The sequence below is a fragment of the Bacillus cereus group sp. N14 genome (genome assembly GCF_016483555.1).
Lineage (GTDB): Bacteria > Bacillota > Bacilli > Bacillales > Bacillaceae_G > Bacillus_A > Bacillus_A wiedmannii.
On the sequence record NZ_JAEHBQ010000005.1, the window covers coordinates 89,199 to 103,195 of the forward strand.

Consider the following 13,997-nt stretch of genomic DNA (forward strand, 5'->3'; position numbering starts at 1 on the left):
CACTATCAGTAATCAATAAAAATCCCCTTATAGATAAAAACGTATCTATTCTACACTCATCTAACTAAAATCAATGAAAAAGAGAACAGATAATCTGTTCTCTTAAGATGCCTCCTTATGTTCCGTAGAATGTTTAACACTTCCCATTCTCTTTAGCTTATTCCACCCTACCGCTACTCCTCGAATTGATGAGAATATAGATTTAATGACAACATAAGTCATAAATTGACGATAAATAAAGCGTTGTAAAATTAACCATGCTAGTGGTTTCGGATTCTCTTCCTCTAATTTAAATGCAAACAAAGATGCGAATAGATCCATTAAAAAGAATACAAAATAAAATCCTAAAACTTTTAGTGGATCACTACTAAATAGCCCCATAATCATTAATATATCTGCAAAAGGAGCAATGAATTGCAGAACATATTGGAATAACCACATGTTAGGCAATGCAATAAATCCTAACGTTTTATGTTTTGTATTAAACAATGCTTTTCGATGTTTCCAAAGACATTGGAGTGTACCATATGACCAACGATATCGCTGTTTAATGAGACTTTTCACATCTTCAGGTGATTCCGTATAAGCATACGCCTTTTCTTCATATACAATTCTATACCCTTGACGTAAAAATGTAATAGTAAGATCCGTATCTTCTGCCAATGTATCTTCACTTAAATAATCAGATTCCACTACATTCTTTTTACGCCATGCCCCAATAGCTCCTGGAACTACTGTAATACAATTTAACTCATCAAAAGCTCTACGTTCTAAATTAAACCCTGTAATATACTCAACATGTTGCCAAGTAGTTAACAAGTTTCGTCTATTCCCCACTTTGACATTACCTGAAACTGCCGCTACATTCTGATCTTCAAAGTGTCTAATCATGAGAGAAATAGCGTCTTGCGCAATAATAGTATCCGCATCTAAAGTGACAATGATCTCTCCTCGCGATTGTTGAAACGCTAGGTTCATTGCCGATGATTTCCCGCCGTTTTCTTTCTGAATGAAACGAATTTTAGGGTGTTTATAAAATGTTTCTTGCATTACTTTTAATGTACCATCTGTCGATCCGTCATCCACAACAATAACTTCAAACTCTCTATAATTACTATCCAAAATTGAGCGAATCGTCTTGGCTATCACCTTTTCTTCATTATATGCTGCTATGACAACACTAACAAAAGGTTGATAGGACGAATTAATGCAACGAGATAGCGTTTTTCTTTTCTGCTTCCATGCAAAATAAATTAAGAATAAGAATCGAAAAATACCTAATCCAATGGCAATATAAAAAATAGTTGTTAATATACGTTTAAAGTATCCCGTTCCTGAAAAGACAGCTTTATTGTAAAGTAAATATTGCTTTCCTTCAGAAGAAACAGGAGGCATAATTTCATCTCGTTCTTTATTCATTAAATCTGAAATTGTTACAAAACTATATCCATGTTTTTTAAGTTCTTTAATAATAACCGGAAGCGCTTCTACCGTATGGGTACGATTCCCTCCCGCATCATGTAGTAGAACAATATTTCCCGCTCCCTTATAAACGGGAGTAAGAGCACGCTTTACTAATTCATTTGTTGATGGTGTTGCCCAGTCTTCAGGATCAACTTTTTCTGCTACCATTGTATAGTTCATATTTTGTGCACGCAAAATAGGCAATATTTCATTTGATGAATCCGGGTTAGCATCGGCTTCATATGGCGGTCTAAATAAAACCGTAGAATGTCCAGTTATTTCTTGAATTAAACGTTGCGTCGTATTAAGTTCTAATTTTGTTCGTAGTAAAGACGTATCAGCGACATTAGGATGCTTGAAAGTATGATTGCCAATTTCATGCCCTTCATCGTATATTCTTTTCACAATACTAGGATTTAGTTGCGCGTTTTCACCAAGTACAAAAAAAGCAGCGTTTATTTTATTCTCTTTTAATATATCTAAAATTTCCGGTGTATATTTCGGGTCTGGCCCATCATCAAATGTTAATACTACTTGTTTCCCATTCGGTTTTCCATATCGTTGCACTTCGTATGTAGATGGTAATGATCTATATACTTCATCTGTAAGATAACCATCTTTTCCTATTTTAAAATCTCTCAACCCATTTTCTCTTTCATTCTCAATCTGTAAAATTTCACCTTGTCCAGCATAATTCACTTCATCTAAACTAGTAATTTTATGTAATGCATCAGGATTTTTTTGTACCCCAATCGGATTTTTTAAAACTTTCCATATTGTAGGGTCTTCTGCTCCTAATCTCCATAATGCAAACCCTTTAGCATTGTTTTCCATTGCGATTTTCACTTGATTATAGAGAGTAACACTATCTAAGAACCAAGCAGTATGATCTTTCTCTCCTGTTTTATATCTAAAATAAGGATTTCCACTCATGTTATCCCATTGAATTTTCATATTAGAATCATGAGCCATTGTCATAACTTCTGAAAAAGTTAAAGACTTCGCAGGTTTTTTACTATTTACTTCCCAATCATATCCATAGTTACCGAAAGCAACTACAAGTTTATTAGACGGAATATTCAGTTCTTTTAATGTGTGTTGGAACCATTTATTTGAAGCAATCGGGCCTGGTTCCCCCGCTCCATAGTGCTCATCGTACATCATTACAATCATTCGATCTATTACTTTTGCTAACGCACCATAATCAAAGGCCTTATCATTAGCTGGAACATCTTGTGTGACGAGCAAATCATGTTTATGAAAGGCCGTAGTAAGTTCTTTCATAAAATTTGTTAAGTTTTCTCTATCACTTTCAGGTACGGCCTCAAAGTCAATATTAATACCTGAAAACTGACTCTTTTTAACTTGGCCTACTAAATCATTAATAAACTTCGTCTTCGCATCATTCGGAGAATTCAGTAACTTACGGATAAGCTCACTGTCAGGGCCAGAAGCTTCTTCTCTATAGTTAGTAAGCAACGGCATAATTTTCACATGATTTTTTTGCGCTAGTTTTACAATCTCAGGTTTTATCTCACTTCTAATCGTTAAATCTTCTTTTAAATGATACCATTCTGGTACTAATGTGGTTAATGAATTGATATTTTCTTTTAAAGACGCTGTACTATTTTTATCCCAATTCACATAAAAACCATACACTTCTTTTGGTTGTTCACTATCGTTCATCGAATTCACCAAATTTTTATTACCCTTCATTTCGGTATTTGGTTTGAATTCTTCCTTCTTTAACTGCTCGTCACTAAGTTTTTGATTAATTGGTACAAGTTTCGTATCTTGCTTTACAGTAGGATTCATATTTGGAATTTCTGGTGTTGAAAAAATACTTTGAAAGAAAAAATAAAATACACTACTTACGCTAACTATTGAGATACATAGAAACGAGATAAAAGCTATGTTCCTCCTTCCTTTAGGATCATAAAAAATAGGTTTTGATTTACCTTTCTCTTGTTGAATGTTTTTCTCCATTATATTTTTCACATACTCCTTCTTAATAGAACTATAGAATAATAAAATGCAACTTTAATCAGCCCTCACCAATTGGGTATTTATAAGCAGCCCAACTCCTATCTAACTTCTTTGCCCCAGCCAAAATTAGAGATGGGAGTTTTACTGCCCACAATAGCGAGATAAATCCTTTTAGCTTTGAATTGAATCTCTCACTTCCATATTCTATTGATTCTTCTTTTCATTTCCTTGTTGGTGGCCTCTATTTTCTTGTTGAGACCCCCTCCCATTGTTCCCTTGTTGATTTCCATCATTTTCTTTCTGCGATCCTCTTCCATTATCCCCTTGCTGATTTCCATTATTTTCTTGTTGCGATCCTCTACCGTTGTTCCCTTGCTGATTCCCCTTATTTCCTTGTTGCGATTCTCTACCGTTGTTCCCTTGCTGATTCCCCTTATCTCCTTGTTGCGATCCTCTTCCATTGTCCCCTTGCTGATTTCCATTATTCCCTTGTTGCGATCCTCTTCCATTGTCCCCTTGCTGATTCCCCTTATTCCCTTGTTGCGATTCTCTACCGTTGTTCCCTTGCTGATTCCCCTTATTTCCTTGTTGCGATCCTCTACCGTTATTCTCCTGTTGATTCCCTCTATTTTCTTGCTGAGATCCTCTACTGTTGTTTCCTTGCTGTTGTCCATTATTTTCTTTTATTTGCCTAGATGGCTGTTCCTCTGTTTTCTTTTGTTCTTCATGCTCTGGCTTCTCATATTTTTTTTCTTTTACAGGAGACCAATTCGGTGATACATCAGGAGATGCCTCCGGCTGCGATTGCACCTCTTCTTCGTTTTCCACTTGATTAGACGGCGTGGAAGGAGGCGTAAGCGATTTATTCTTCTCATTCTCTTGCTTTATATAAAAACCTGTGCCAATTCCAGCTTTTTTAGCATTCTCTCGTACTTGCATCGTACTATTTTGATATTCGACTGTAATATGTTTTAGCTCATATTCTTTCTTTAATTCTTTCATTACCTTTTCCAACTTTGGTGCTAGTGACTTATCCTTTGCAACAGCTGTTAGCATAACTTGCTTATCATTTGTTAAATACTTATCTTCTTGACTTTGCTTTATAATCGTACGTATTACTTCTTGCAATTGTTTGTTTTCCCATTGCTTCAATTCTTTTAAAATATGCCTTCCATCATCATTACAAGCTTGCAAATCTATAACACGAAAATCTTTTGTTACGCTCACCTCTAAACTTGGATTTATATCCACTGAGACGTAGGCAAATACTTTTTCTTCCGGTTGGTTGTAGAAAAAGAACAGCACACATAGAAAACAAGCAACAAGTAATGATGCCGGCTTTAAGAAATAAGGGATTGAAAAACGCGATGTTCTTTGTTCTTGTTCTTCAAACGAGATTTCCTCTCCAATCACGCAAGAATCCCCTTTTCTTTTACACGTAATAAACTCTCCATTTGGCGTTAAAACAACTACGCTATGTTTTTTTATATCCATCACAATTCCTTTATTCAACATGCTTCCCTCCCCTTATATAATCAAGAATGTATGTATAGTTATTTGCGAAGATAATACACATTGCAATGATATATTTTCTATGTCGCTCCAACGTTTTACGACTTACTCTAACACGCGGTTCAATATGTTTAAGCGGTAATTTTTTCTTTCGGAACAGTTCTTCCATCATTTCCTCTTCTTTTATAATAATCTTCACAATTTCTATTAGGTGCTCGCGCGTATCACGATGCTTAGGAGATTCTTTAGCAAGCTCTGAAAATGTGATTTTAAATTCAGCTAGCACACTTTGAAAATGAAGAATTTCCTCCTTACGGTTACTATTTTCCATCTCTTTCATATACTCCGTAAGCGATACTTGCATTTCTAACATTTCCTCTTGCTCATCTTCTTTTAAAAAGACAAGGTTATGCTTAGACTCCTTGCGTATATAGTCAATTACATCTCTTTTTATAAGAAGATCAGCAAACGCTAGAAAAGATTTCCCTTTTTTATATGAATATTTTTCAATTGCTTCATTAAACGCAAACAATCCAATACTATATTCATCATCCTGTTCTGTAATATATCTACGGCAGACAGACGAGATTGATTTTCTAATAAACGGCTGATACTGTAAGATAAAAGCTTCCTTATCTTCTCCGTTGTTTTGTATATTACATACGATATCTTCTATTTTTGGTTTTCTTAAGATCTTCATTACTAAACTCAACACTTGTAATCTCCCAGCCTCCTTCACATAGCAAAATGGTCACTAAAAAAGTGACCATTTAACCACATTTTCTTAGTACTTTTCTTTAAGCTTGTCTTCTTGCTGTTGCTCATATTTTTCAAGAATGACTTTTCTCACCGTTTTCTTAATGATTATTCTGTTCTATTTATACAAAAGCTAAATCTGCATTTTCATTTAATTTCTTATATTGTTTTGCTTGCTCTTTTTCTATTTTATCTGCAATCTTTAAATAACTCTTCTCTATATTGCTGGTAATTTCAGCCTTTTCTTTCGGCTTCCTCATTTAATCTAGCAATTTTATAAATATTTCAATGCTGTATCCGATGTGCACTTTTACTTCCATTTGCTTTCTGCACTATACATATTCGAAGGAACAACAAAATTTATGGGGGTCTAAAAATATTTTCTATAAAATAAATATTTGTTTCAAAAATAAAAACCATCAATTTTAAAAAATTAATCAAATTGATGGTTTTCTTTTACTATTTTTTATAACTAACTTGAATCATTTCAATAAGATCGTCAAAATGTTAAAGATAATCCTACTGTCGACGTTCAAAAGCAAGACGTACAGCAAGCCCCATTAATACACTTGCCATAAGCCAACGCTGCACTCGTAGCCACGTTGGGCGTGTGCCAAACCATGTAGCAATTTTACTTGCTGTAAACACAATTAGAAGGTTGACTATAAAACTAACAGTGATTTGCGTAAGGCCTAAAACTGCACCTTGTAGTAGCAACGATCCCTTCTCAGGATCTTCAAATTGGGGTAACAGTGACACATATAAAATAGCAATCTTTGGATTTAGAAGGTTCGTCATAAGTCCCATTAGAAATAATTTCCGTGGTGGCTCATTAGAAATAGTATGAGGTTCCGTAATAGAAGTAGCACCCGGTTTTATCGAATTCCAGGCAAGCCAGAGCAAGTAAGCAGCACCTGCCCACTTGACTGCTTCGTAGACAGCGGGTACTGCAAGGAATAAAACTGTCAGTCCGAACATTGTTGCGATTATATAAATTACAAATCCGAGCATAATACCCAAGAGAGAAATAAATCCTGCCATACGCCCTTGCGTAATGGAACGAGAGATAAGATAAATCATATTAGGCCCTGGTGAACAAACCATGCTAAGTGAAACAATTGCAAAAGCTAACAAAGTACTAAAGCTAACCATAACCCTTCTCCCTTCATGTTACATAAAATTTCCTATTGTAAATTTTATCATGACTGAGGAAAGAAAAGATCAATTAAGCAAGGATTTAAAAATACCCTATCCACAGTGACACTACAGCAACTACTAACAAAGCAAAACAAATTGTGATATTTCGAACCCACTTTTGTATATCATCAAAATACCTTTCTATAAATATAGCGTTAATATAAACGATAAGAAATAGAACAACGAAAGTAAAGGAACCCAATTTATCGTTAAATTTTTCATTGGTATATGTGCTTACATGAAGGAATAGAAAAATAAACGCTACTATGAATAGCTCAAATATCCTTTTTTTATTCACCCTGCCACCACCTTACATTAATTCCCTTTCATTCCATTTTATCAGAACATAATGTGTAGCAGCATATGAATGAATAATTTATTTATGTCAAAAAGGCCAACAATTCAATATTGTTAGCCTCTATTTTCCATATTCGTACCTTTTATCACTTTACTTCCTAACAACTGGAATCCACATTTCACCAAATACTAAGCCGTCTCTCTGTCCCATCTCAACCGTTGTATTCGGTCCACCAACATAAGCAAAATCTGTTGCTTCTCGTAAAGCTTGACCGAAGGCGATGCCAGTCAGCTTATTACTTAGCTCTTCAGCCGTTTTGTCTTCCCCTTTCACTACTAAGTATTCTCCCTTCGGAAACTGGATCACTCTAGATTCTTCTTCTATTTGTGCTTCTGTCATGACACCAGCATAATACATCATCTTATTATTCACCGCTTCGCTCACAGAAAAAATGTATTCATTTGTAGCTAAAGCTTTTAAAGTGTCCAACCTTCCATCTTCTTTAACAGCTGACCAAAAGTCTTCTTTTTCTTTATTTATTCCAGCAAAGTTTGTATAGTCACTCTTAATTTCAGTTCCAATACCTAACACAATAAAGCTATCTTTTTCTTCAATCGTATAATTTTTCATATTCAAAACCTTCCTTTTTTTAAAATGAATCAAACGATTTATCTTTTCATCTGATACGTTTATAATATCTTTAAATCATGTCAAAAAATGATACTGTTTAGGAGACTCCAATGAAAAAAGTTGAACGGATTAATACAATTATGCGGTATATCAACAATCGCTCCCACTTTACGATTACTGAAATCATGCGAGAATTTAACATATCACGATCGACAGCTATTAGAGACATTAGAGACATTGAAGCTATGGGCATGCCACTTGTCGCTGAAGTTGGAAGAACTGGTGGATATTTTGTCATGCATAATTCTATCCTGCCCGTTGTTCGCTTTACTGACAATGAAGTCAAAGCTCTTTTTATTGCCTTTATGGCTACAAGAAATCAACAACTTCCCTATTTAAAAAGTCGTCAATCTTTAGCCGAAAAACTACTAGGACTCATTTCAGAAACCCAGCAAGATGACCTCGTTCTTTTAAATCAACTCTTACTTTTTGAAGGGACTAATCCTCATAATCCCGATCTACTTGAGCTTTCTGACCTACCCCACCCTATGTTAGAAAAACTCATCCAAATCCTTCTTTTGGATAGTCATTTATTGATTACAACCAAAGAAGAGAAAGAAATCAAGTCTTATCCCATTTATCTATTACACCTTTATCAAGAAAAAAGCCATTGGATTATTGAAGGATTTGACTTAAAAGAGGAAAAGAAGATGATGTTCCCTGTCGATGACCTCATCAATATCGAACCGTACATGACGAAAAAGAGGTTAAATAAGAAACAGATTTTAGAAAAACTAAATAAGAAGGACGAAGCAATTAACCTTGTACTTGAACTTGGTCCAAAAGCGATTGCCCAGTACAAAAAATACCATCCTTTAAAAATTTCAATTTCTTATACAAACCCTTACCAATCCACAGCCATTTTAAAAACATTTATCAATGTTAACAATTCCGATGAAGTGACAGAGATAACAAATTGGCTACTTTTCCTAGGGAAAGATATTACGACCAGGGAAATGCCTGAAGAAATATTAAACGATTTACAAGAGCGGTTATGTTTATATTCTCCATAAGCAGTGATCGGTTAAACCTCAAAATATTGAGTTTAATTCGTTACCTGTTTCCTATATTTTCTACCATAAGTGCGCAACAAATAATAAAAGCACGGAAAATCTCCCGTGCTTTTTCAAATATATATAATTTCGGATGACTTAATTCACTTACCCTAACTGACGTTTAAATGCTTTGCTAGCGAAAAAGTAAGAGATAATCATGATACCTACGCACCAAGCCAGTGCAGTCCAAATATCGTTGCCAACAGTCCCTTCATATAATAGGGCGCGAATCGCATTCACGATCGAAGTTACAGGCTGATTCTCAGCGAACGCACGAACAATTTTAGGCATCGTTTCTGTAGGTACGAAGGCTGAACTAATAAATGGAAGAAAAATTAGCGGGTACGAGTAAGCTGTCGCCCCTTCCATAGACTTCGCTTTCAGTCCTGGAATGATGGCTAGCCATGTTAGCGCTAACGTAAACATCCCCAGTATTCCCGCTACCGCAAGCCAATCTAGCATATTTGCACTAGAACGAAAGCCCATTAAGAGCGCAACAAGAATAACCACCACGATAGTAAGTACATTAGCAACAAGAGAAGTTAAAACGTGAGCCCACAATATCGATGAGCGCTTAATAGGCATCGTAATGAAACGTGCCATCAGCCCACTCTTTACATCCGTAAACAATCGTACAGAAGTGTAAGCCACACCGGATGCGATAGCCATTAACAAAATTCCCGGCAATAAATAATTAACGTAGTTATCCGTCCCTGTCTTTATAGCCCCGCCAAATACGTAAACAAATAATAGCATCATCATAATCGGTGTAATTGCTACTGTAATAATTGTATCCGGACTACGCATAATATTACGCATTAAGCGCCCTAGTAATACCCCTGTTTTGCTTTTCATTTACATCTCCTCCTTTTTACCGATAATCGCAAGAAAAATTTCTTCCAACGTCGGCTGCTTCTCGATATACTCTACTTTTGCTGGCGGGAACATCTCTTTCAGTTCTGTAAGAGTACCTGTCGTTATGATTTTTCCGCCATGCAAAATAGCGATACGGTCCGCCAGTTGTTCTGCTTCCTCCAAGTACTGAGTCGTAAGTAAGATCGTTGTGCCGCTGCCGGCAAGTTCCTTGACTGTATCCCACACTTCGATCCGCGCTTCCGGATCAAGTCCAGTCGTTGGTTCGTCAAGAAAAATAACTGCTGGCGCCCCAATCAAACTCATCGCGATATCAAGTCGGCGCTTCATCCCACCTGAATACTGGTCTGCCCTCTGGTTGGCCGCATCAGTCAGGCTAAATCTTGCAAGTAGATTATCAGCAACTTGAGTGGGATTGGAAACACCACGTAATTTAGCAATCATTATCAAGTTTTCCCTTCCAGTAAGCATGCCGTCTAAAGCTGCGAACTGTCCTGTCAAACTGATGCTTTGACGAACATGATCTGATTGACGTTGGACGTCAAAACTGCAAATACTTACTTCACCATCATCTTGTTTCATTAGCGTTGAAAGGATGTTGACCGTTGTCGTCTTTCCCGCTCCATTTGAGCCTAGCAGCGCGAAAATGGAGCCACGCTGCACCTCAAAATCCACTCCCTTTAAGACTTCTTTATCTTTAAAAGATTTTTTTAACCCTTTTACAGAAATTGCTGCATTGCTCATACTTTTTCCCCCTTATTAAAATAGGTTACCTATAACCTCTATTTAGTATCACTGATAATCTGTATTACTTAGTAGCAGTTTAAAAATATAACTGAATAGCGATGGCGGCAATTCACATTTGTAACCAGCTAATCAGTCGGTATTACTAATTGCATTTATTTTTTTCTCAATTTCTTCATAATACTTTCATTCAAATCTTCACGATACTTAGAGACATACGTTTTAGCGTTTGCCACTAGTTCATCAGCAAAGGATGCTACGTCCTCCCCAGTAATGTCAAGCACTTGTCTGCCTTCCGCTGCACCAGCTTCAAACAAATCGATTAATTCATACTGTATGTGCAGCATATCCATCCCATTACCCGCTGAGAAATTCCACATGTAGTTTTGAATTTTCTTAAACACAAACTGATAATCCTCTGGCAGTGCTCCAACACGTGCCATCATCATTTTGTACTCTTTTTTATCACCTATTAATTTTTTAAACATTTCCAACATCTTATTTTCCTCCTTTTTTATAAAGCAGAACAAGAAACTCTCCAAATATGAGCCGGAACATTTTATATTATGAGGCTAGTTTGACTTCAAGACGTTAATTTTTGAAGATACAAAATCCCATTTTTTCCAAAACAGTTCAAGCTCCTGACGGCCATCCTCATTTAATGAATAAAACTTACGAGGCGGCCCCATATCTGATGGCTTCTTTTCAATATTCACAAGCTTTTTCTTTTCTAATCGTACGAGGATAGTATAAACCGTCCCTTCCACAACTTCGGTAAACCCAAGATCATTCAGGTGGCGGGTAATCTCATAGCCATACGTTTCTCGGCGGCTAATGATTTCCAGCACACACCCTTCCAGTGAACCTTTCAGCATTTCAGTTAAATTTTCCATGTTATGATCCTCCTTTACCCCCTATTCTGTCTGACTTATATTCAGTATCACAGAGTACTAAGGCGAATTTTTACTGAATAGCTTTTGATTAAAATCACGCTATTCAGTATTACTTATTACAACTACATTGTATGACTGAGTAGAGAGAATGTCAACTTTATTTTCAAAAAAATTTAAAATCCGCTATATCCCAATCAGATACAGGCTACTTTTTTATAATGAATTATTCATATAACTAGTCAGCTAAAGAAACCTCTACAACAAAAATATGTACATTTTTTGTTGTAGAGGCTGCTACCCCATCGCCATCAAGCTACCAAAACTGAGATGCCCTCAAATCAAAAAGATGGGAGTATCTCGGTTTTATATATTTGACCTTATTTCCTTATTTATATACAGCAAGTTTTTGTAGTAGTTGTTCTTTTATAATCAGCCATTCACTTGCAATAATACTGTATACAACCGCATCTCTTACATAACCGTTTGGCAATTCCCTCTCATTTCGCAACTGTAGAAATATAAAATTTTGATTTTGAGGATATATTAAAATCTTGGGTTGATGAGCATACATATCAATCCTATTATGAGTAATATGTATGAAACATTTCAAAAAAATAATAAAAAGAGCTGACTCAAAGTGTAGTTTAAATCAGCTCTTTTTTAGTACTTTTATGCCGATATATTTTGTTTCTCACTACGATTTTCTATAAATATACAGCATAAAAATAGGTGCGATCAAAGATTAGCCGTACATGAAACGAGCCACTAAAATACCATCCCCATTAGAAATTTTTACGTTGTATTCTCTTTTATTTATGATAGTTGATTCACAACACTATCTAAAAATTCTTCTACCTTTTCTTTTGATGTATCCGGCGCATGATAACCAATCGTAAATGTAAGTCTTCCATTATAAGAGCTTGCTCCCATTGAAAAGAATGGTGCATACATAATAGGCGATGTCATATACCCGTCCTCAGCTTGAATTTGACCAAACTGAATAGCTTCATCAGCGATTACTCCCAAATTTGTCAGTAATGGCAACGCCATCCCCATCTGTACAGCCTGTTCGTATTGCTGATTATACATTTCTTTCACTGTAGATAGCTTTATTTCTGCCAGTAGCTCCATTCCTGCAGCTGAAGAAAGACCTGGATTTTGAGACTTTATTTTATCCATTGATTGTTTAACTCGAACAAGAGTCTGATTAAATGTTTCATCTTCTTCCAATTTAATCACTGGCATTTCCATACCGGATAAGTTGCAAATAGCACCAGTTGTATTATTAGGCAGATATCGACGTAAATCAATTGTCAAACCAATCATTTTTTCTGCGGTGCGAGGTTCTGCATACACAGTGAAATGTGATAAAGCTCGGAAGTATGCAGCCATGATTACATCATTCAAGGTAGCCTGTTGTCCTTTTGCCCATTGAGTTAGACGTAGAGTTTGCTCATGGCTCAACCGTCGTACGGACATTTGGGGGAATTTATTTTTGTTAGGTTTAGATGGAAAAGACCATAACGATGCCTGTTGTTCTTGGTTAGGACGATACGCACTTTTTATGTCCGATATTCCAGCATATTTGAATACATGTGATTGATCTCGAAAACTCTCATTTTCCTCACCAAATTCCTTTATAATTTGATTCTTAGATCGTCCCAAGGAAAGTTGAGTATAAATTGTTCCAAGTAAATTAATATATTCCTTGACTCCTGCACCATCTGAACATAGATGAGATAATTTCACAACTAACATATCTATTGTAGTGCCTCGTAATAATTTTGTTTGAACCATAGGCCCATGAATACGATCACCAGATTCCTTAATAAAATCCATTGCCATTATTTCAAGTTCTTGATTATTTCCTTCTGCAAAAAAGAAAATGGGTGATTTAGTGCCAGATGAATGTTCCTCCCAGTAAGGAATATCATTTTCTACAAACCGGCTGTTCAAAACTGGCTGCAATTGTAACGTTATCCTTACTGATTCTTGAAGTATTTCCTTTGATATACCTACAGGAAAATAAAGAACTGCATTAATTTGTTGATCTGCAGAATAAAGACCTAATACATAATTCATTCGATCTTGAGGTGTTACCAAATACTTTCTTTGTTTCATAATTCCGTCCCCCTTTAGGACTTTTTTATATACACCTATTCTCCATATGCTTGTAACTTTTTTATTCATTTTTCTTCAAGAGCTAACAATGCTTACTTTTTTAATTTTTTAACAAACGCATCCTTTCCGTATTAGTTCCACTCTTTTTGCAGGTAATATACCCATTATTTTATTGTCATTAACATTCCCTACACATCCAATAAAACCAAACGAAAATAAAATAAGTTTGAATATACATAAACATTTTATAATATCGTTTAACAATTATCAACAAGGCAAATAAATCATTTTTATGTCTGTCAAGAAAAAACAATAATATAATACGTTCAGAGATTACTTTATAATAAACGGTTGGTGGGTATGCGTCTGTACCCCAACTTTTTGTTACAGTAAAAAAAGCCCTACATG

Annotated in this window: 13 protein-coding genes and 1 pseudogene; 1 reads left to right on the forward strand and 13 read right to left on the reverse strand. The window is 35.6% G+C overall.

Translation table 11 applies throughout. From position 1 onward, the window contains the following. Positions 1-102: 102 nt before the first annotated feature. From JDS82_RS09925 to JDS82_RS09955, 7 genes are all read right to left on the reverse strand, one after another. Complete coding sequence (locus JDS82_RS09925; RefSeq protein ID WP_199713228.1) at positions 103-3,450, reverse strand: trifunctional glycoside hydrolase family 18/polysaccharide deacetylase/glycosyltransferase family 2 protein; 3,348 nt, start codon at positions 3,448-3,450, stop codon at positions 103-105. Between the two features lie 204 nt (positions 3,451-3,654). Continuing rightward, the gene (locus tag JDS82_RS09930; protein ID WP_199713164.1) at positions 3,655-4,965 is read right to left on the reverse strand and encodes an anti-sigma-I factor RsgI family protein; all 1,311 of its coding nucleotides are present in this window, start codon (positions 4,963-4,965) and stop codon (positions 3,655-3,657) included. After that, the gene (gene sigI / locus JDS82_RS09935; protein WP_098057272.1) at positions 4,955-5,677 is read right to left on the reverse strand and encodes an RNA polymerase sigma factor SigI; all 723 of its coding nucleotides are present in this window, start codon (positions 5,675-5,677) and stop codon (positions 4,955-4,957) included. The genes JDS82_RS09930 and sigI overlap by 11 nt, the downstream gene beginning before the upstream one ends. A 163-nt stretch (positions 5,678-5,840) precedes the next feature. Next, positions 5,841-5,978, reverse strand: a complete 138-nt coding sequence (locus JDS82_RS09940) for a hypothetical protein (RefSeq protein ID WP_176520797.1) — start codon at positions 5,976-5,978, stop codon at positions 5,841-5,843. A gap of 259 nt (positions 5,979-6,237) precedes the next feature. Then, on the reverse strand, positions 6,238-6,870 hold the full coding sequence (locus tag JDS82_RS09945; RefSeq protein WP_199713165.1) for a LysE family translocator: 633 nt from the start codon (positions 6,868-6,870) through the stop codon (positions 6,238-6,240). Positions 6,871-6,955: 85 nt separating this feature from the next. Continuing rightward, a complete protein-coding gene (locus JDS82_RS29705) occupies positions 6,956-7,213 on the reverse strand; it encodes a DUF3963 domain-containing protein (RefSeq protein ID WP_199713166.1) in 258 nt (85 codons plus the stop codon). Between the two features lie 150 nt (positions 7,214-7,363). Continuing rightward, positions 7,364-7,843 carry a GyrI-like domain-containing protein gene (locus JDS82_RS09955; RefSeq protein WP_088113521.1) on the reverse strand — a complete coding sequence of 160 codons (480 nt, stop codon included), beginning with the start codon at positions 7,841-7,843 and terminating at the stop codon, positions 7,364-7,366. A 110-nt stretch (positions 7,844-7,953) separates the two neighbouring features. On the opposite strand from JDS82_RS09955, the gene JDS82_RS09960 reads away from it, so the two are divergent. Next, positions 7,954-8,916: a helix-turn-helix transcriptional regulator gene (locus JDS82_RS09960; RefSeq protein ID WP_199713167.1), complete on the forward strand. Its 963-nt coding sequence runs from the start codon at positions 7,954-7,956 to the stop codon at positions 8,914-8,916. A gap of 147 nt (positions 8,917-9,063) precedes the next feature. Here JDS82_RS09960 and JDS82_RS09965 read toward each other — a convergent pair whose 3' ends face one another. The 6 genes and pseudogenes from JDS82_RS09965 to JDS82_RS09990 all read right to left on the reverse strand — a co-directional run bounded on the left by JDS82_RS09965 (position 9,064) and on the right by JDS82_RS09990 (position 13,589). Further along, positions 9,064-9,813: an ABC transporter permease gene (locus tag JDS82_RS09965; protein ID WP_000837803.1), complete on the reverse strand. Its 750-nt coding sequence runs from the start codon at positions 9,811-9,813 to the stop codon at positions 9,064-9,066. Then, complete coding sequence (locus tag JDS82_RS09970; protein ID WP_048560072.1) at positions 9,814-10,575, reverse strand: ABC transporter ATP-binding protein; 762 nt, start codon at positions 10,573-10,575, stop codon at positions 9,814-9,816. It lies immediately after the preceding gene. Positions 10,576-10,730: 155 nt separating this feature from the next. Continuing rightward, positions 10,731-11,072, reverse strand: coding sequence for a DUF1048 domain-containing protein (locus JDS82_RS09975; RefSeq protein ID WP_000891990.1), 342 nt, complete (start codon positions 11,070-11,072; stop codon positions 10,731-10,733). A 75-nt stretch (positions 11,073-11,147) separates the two neighbouring features. Beyond that, positions 11,148-11,468: a PadR family transcriptional regulator gene (locus JDS82_RS09980; protein WP_000429486.1), complete on the reverse strand. Its 321-nt coding sequence runs from the start codon at positions 11,466-11,468 to the stop codon at positions 11,148-11,150. 385 nt (positions 11,469-11,853) lie between these two features. Continuing rightward, a pseudogene (locus tag JDS82_RS09985) lies at positions 11,854-11,976 on the reverse strand (GNAT family N-acetyltransferase); the annotation flags it as partial. A 305-nt stretch (positions 11,977-12,281) separates the two neighbouring features. Beyond that, positions 12,282-13,589: a condensation domain-containing protein gene (locus JDS82_RS09990; RefSeq protein ID WP_088113523.1), complete on the reverse strand. Its 1,308-nt coding sequence runs from the start codon at positions 13,587-13,589 to the stop codon at positions 12,282-12,284. Positions 13,590-13,997: the final 408 nt, after the last annotated feature.

Bases quoted from the DNA above. Each gene is read 5' to 3' on its own strand.
- JDS82_RS09925 (WP_199713228.1), bottom strand. From the start codon at position 3,450: ATGGAGAAAAACATTCAACAAGAGAAAGGTAAATCAAAACCTATTTTT.
- JDS82_RS09930 (WP_199713164.1), bottom strand. From the start codon at position 4,965: ATGTTGAATAAAGGAATTGTGATGGATATAAAAAAACATAGCGTAGTT.
- JDS82_RS09940 (WP_176520797.1), bottom strand. From the start codon at position 5,978: ATGAGGAAGCCGAAAGAAAAGGCTGAAATTACCAGCAATATAGAGAAG.
- JDS82_RS09945 (WP_199713165.1), bottom strand. From the start codon at position 6,870: ATGGTTAGCTTTAGTACTTTGTTAGCTTTTGCAATTGTTTCACTTAGC.
- JDS82_RS09955 (WP_088113521.1), bottom strand. From the start codon at position 7,843: ATGAAAAATTATACGATTGAAGAAAAAGATAGCTTTATTGTGTTAGGT.
- JDS82_RS09960 (WP_199713167.1), top strand. From the start codon at position 7,954: ATGAAAAAAGTTGAACGGATTAATACAATTATGCGGTATATCAACAAT.
- JDS82_RS09965 (WP_000837803.1), bottom strand. From the start codon at position 9,813: ATGAAAAGCAAAACAGGGGTATTACTAGGGCGCTTAATGCGTAATATT.
- JDS82_RS09970 (WP_048560072.1), bottom strand. From the start codon at position 10,575: ATGAGCAATGCAGCAATTTCTGTAAAAGGGTTAAAAAAATCTTTTAAA.
- JDS82_RS09975 (WP_000891990.1), bottom strand. From the start codon at position 11,072: ATGTTGGAAATGTTTAAAAAATTAATAGGTGATAAAAAAGAGTACAAA.
- JDS82_RS09980 (WP_000429486.1), bottom strand. From the start codon at position 11,468: ATGGAAAATTTAACTGAAATGCTGAAAGGTTCACTGGAAGGGTGTGTG.
- JDS82_RS09990 (WP_088113523.1), bottom strand. From the start codon at position 13,589: ATGAAACAAAGAAAGTATTTGGTAACACCTCAAGATCGAATGAATTAT.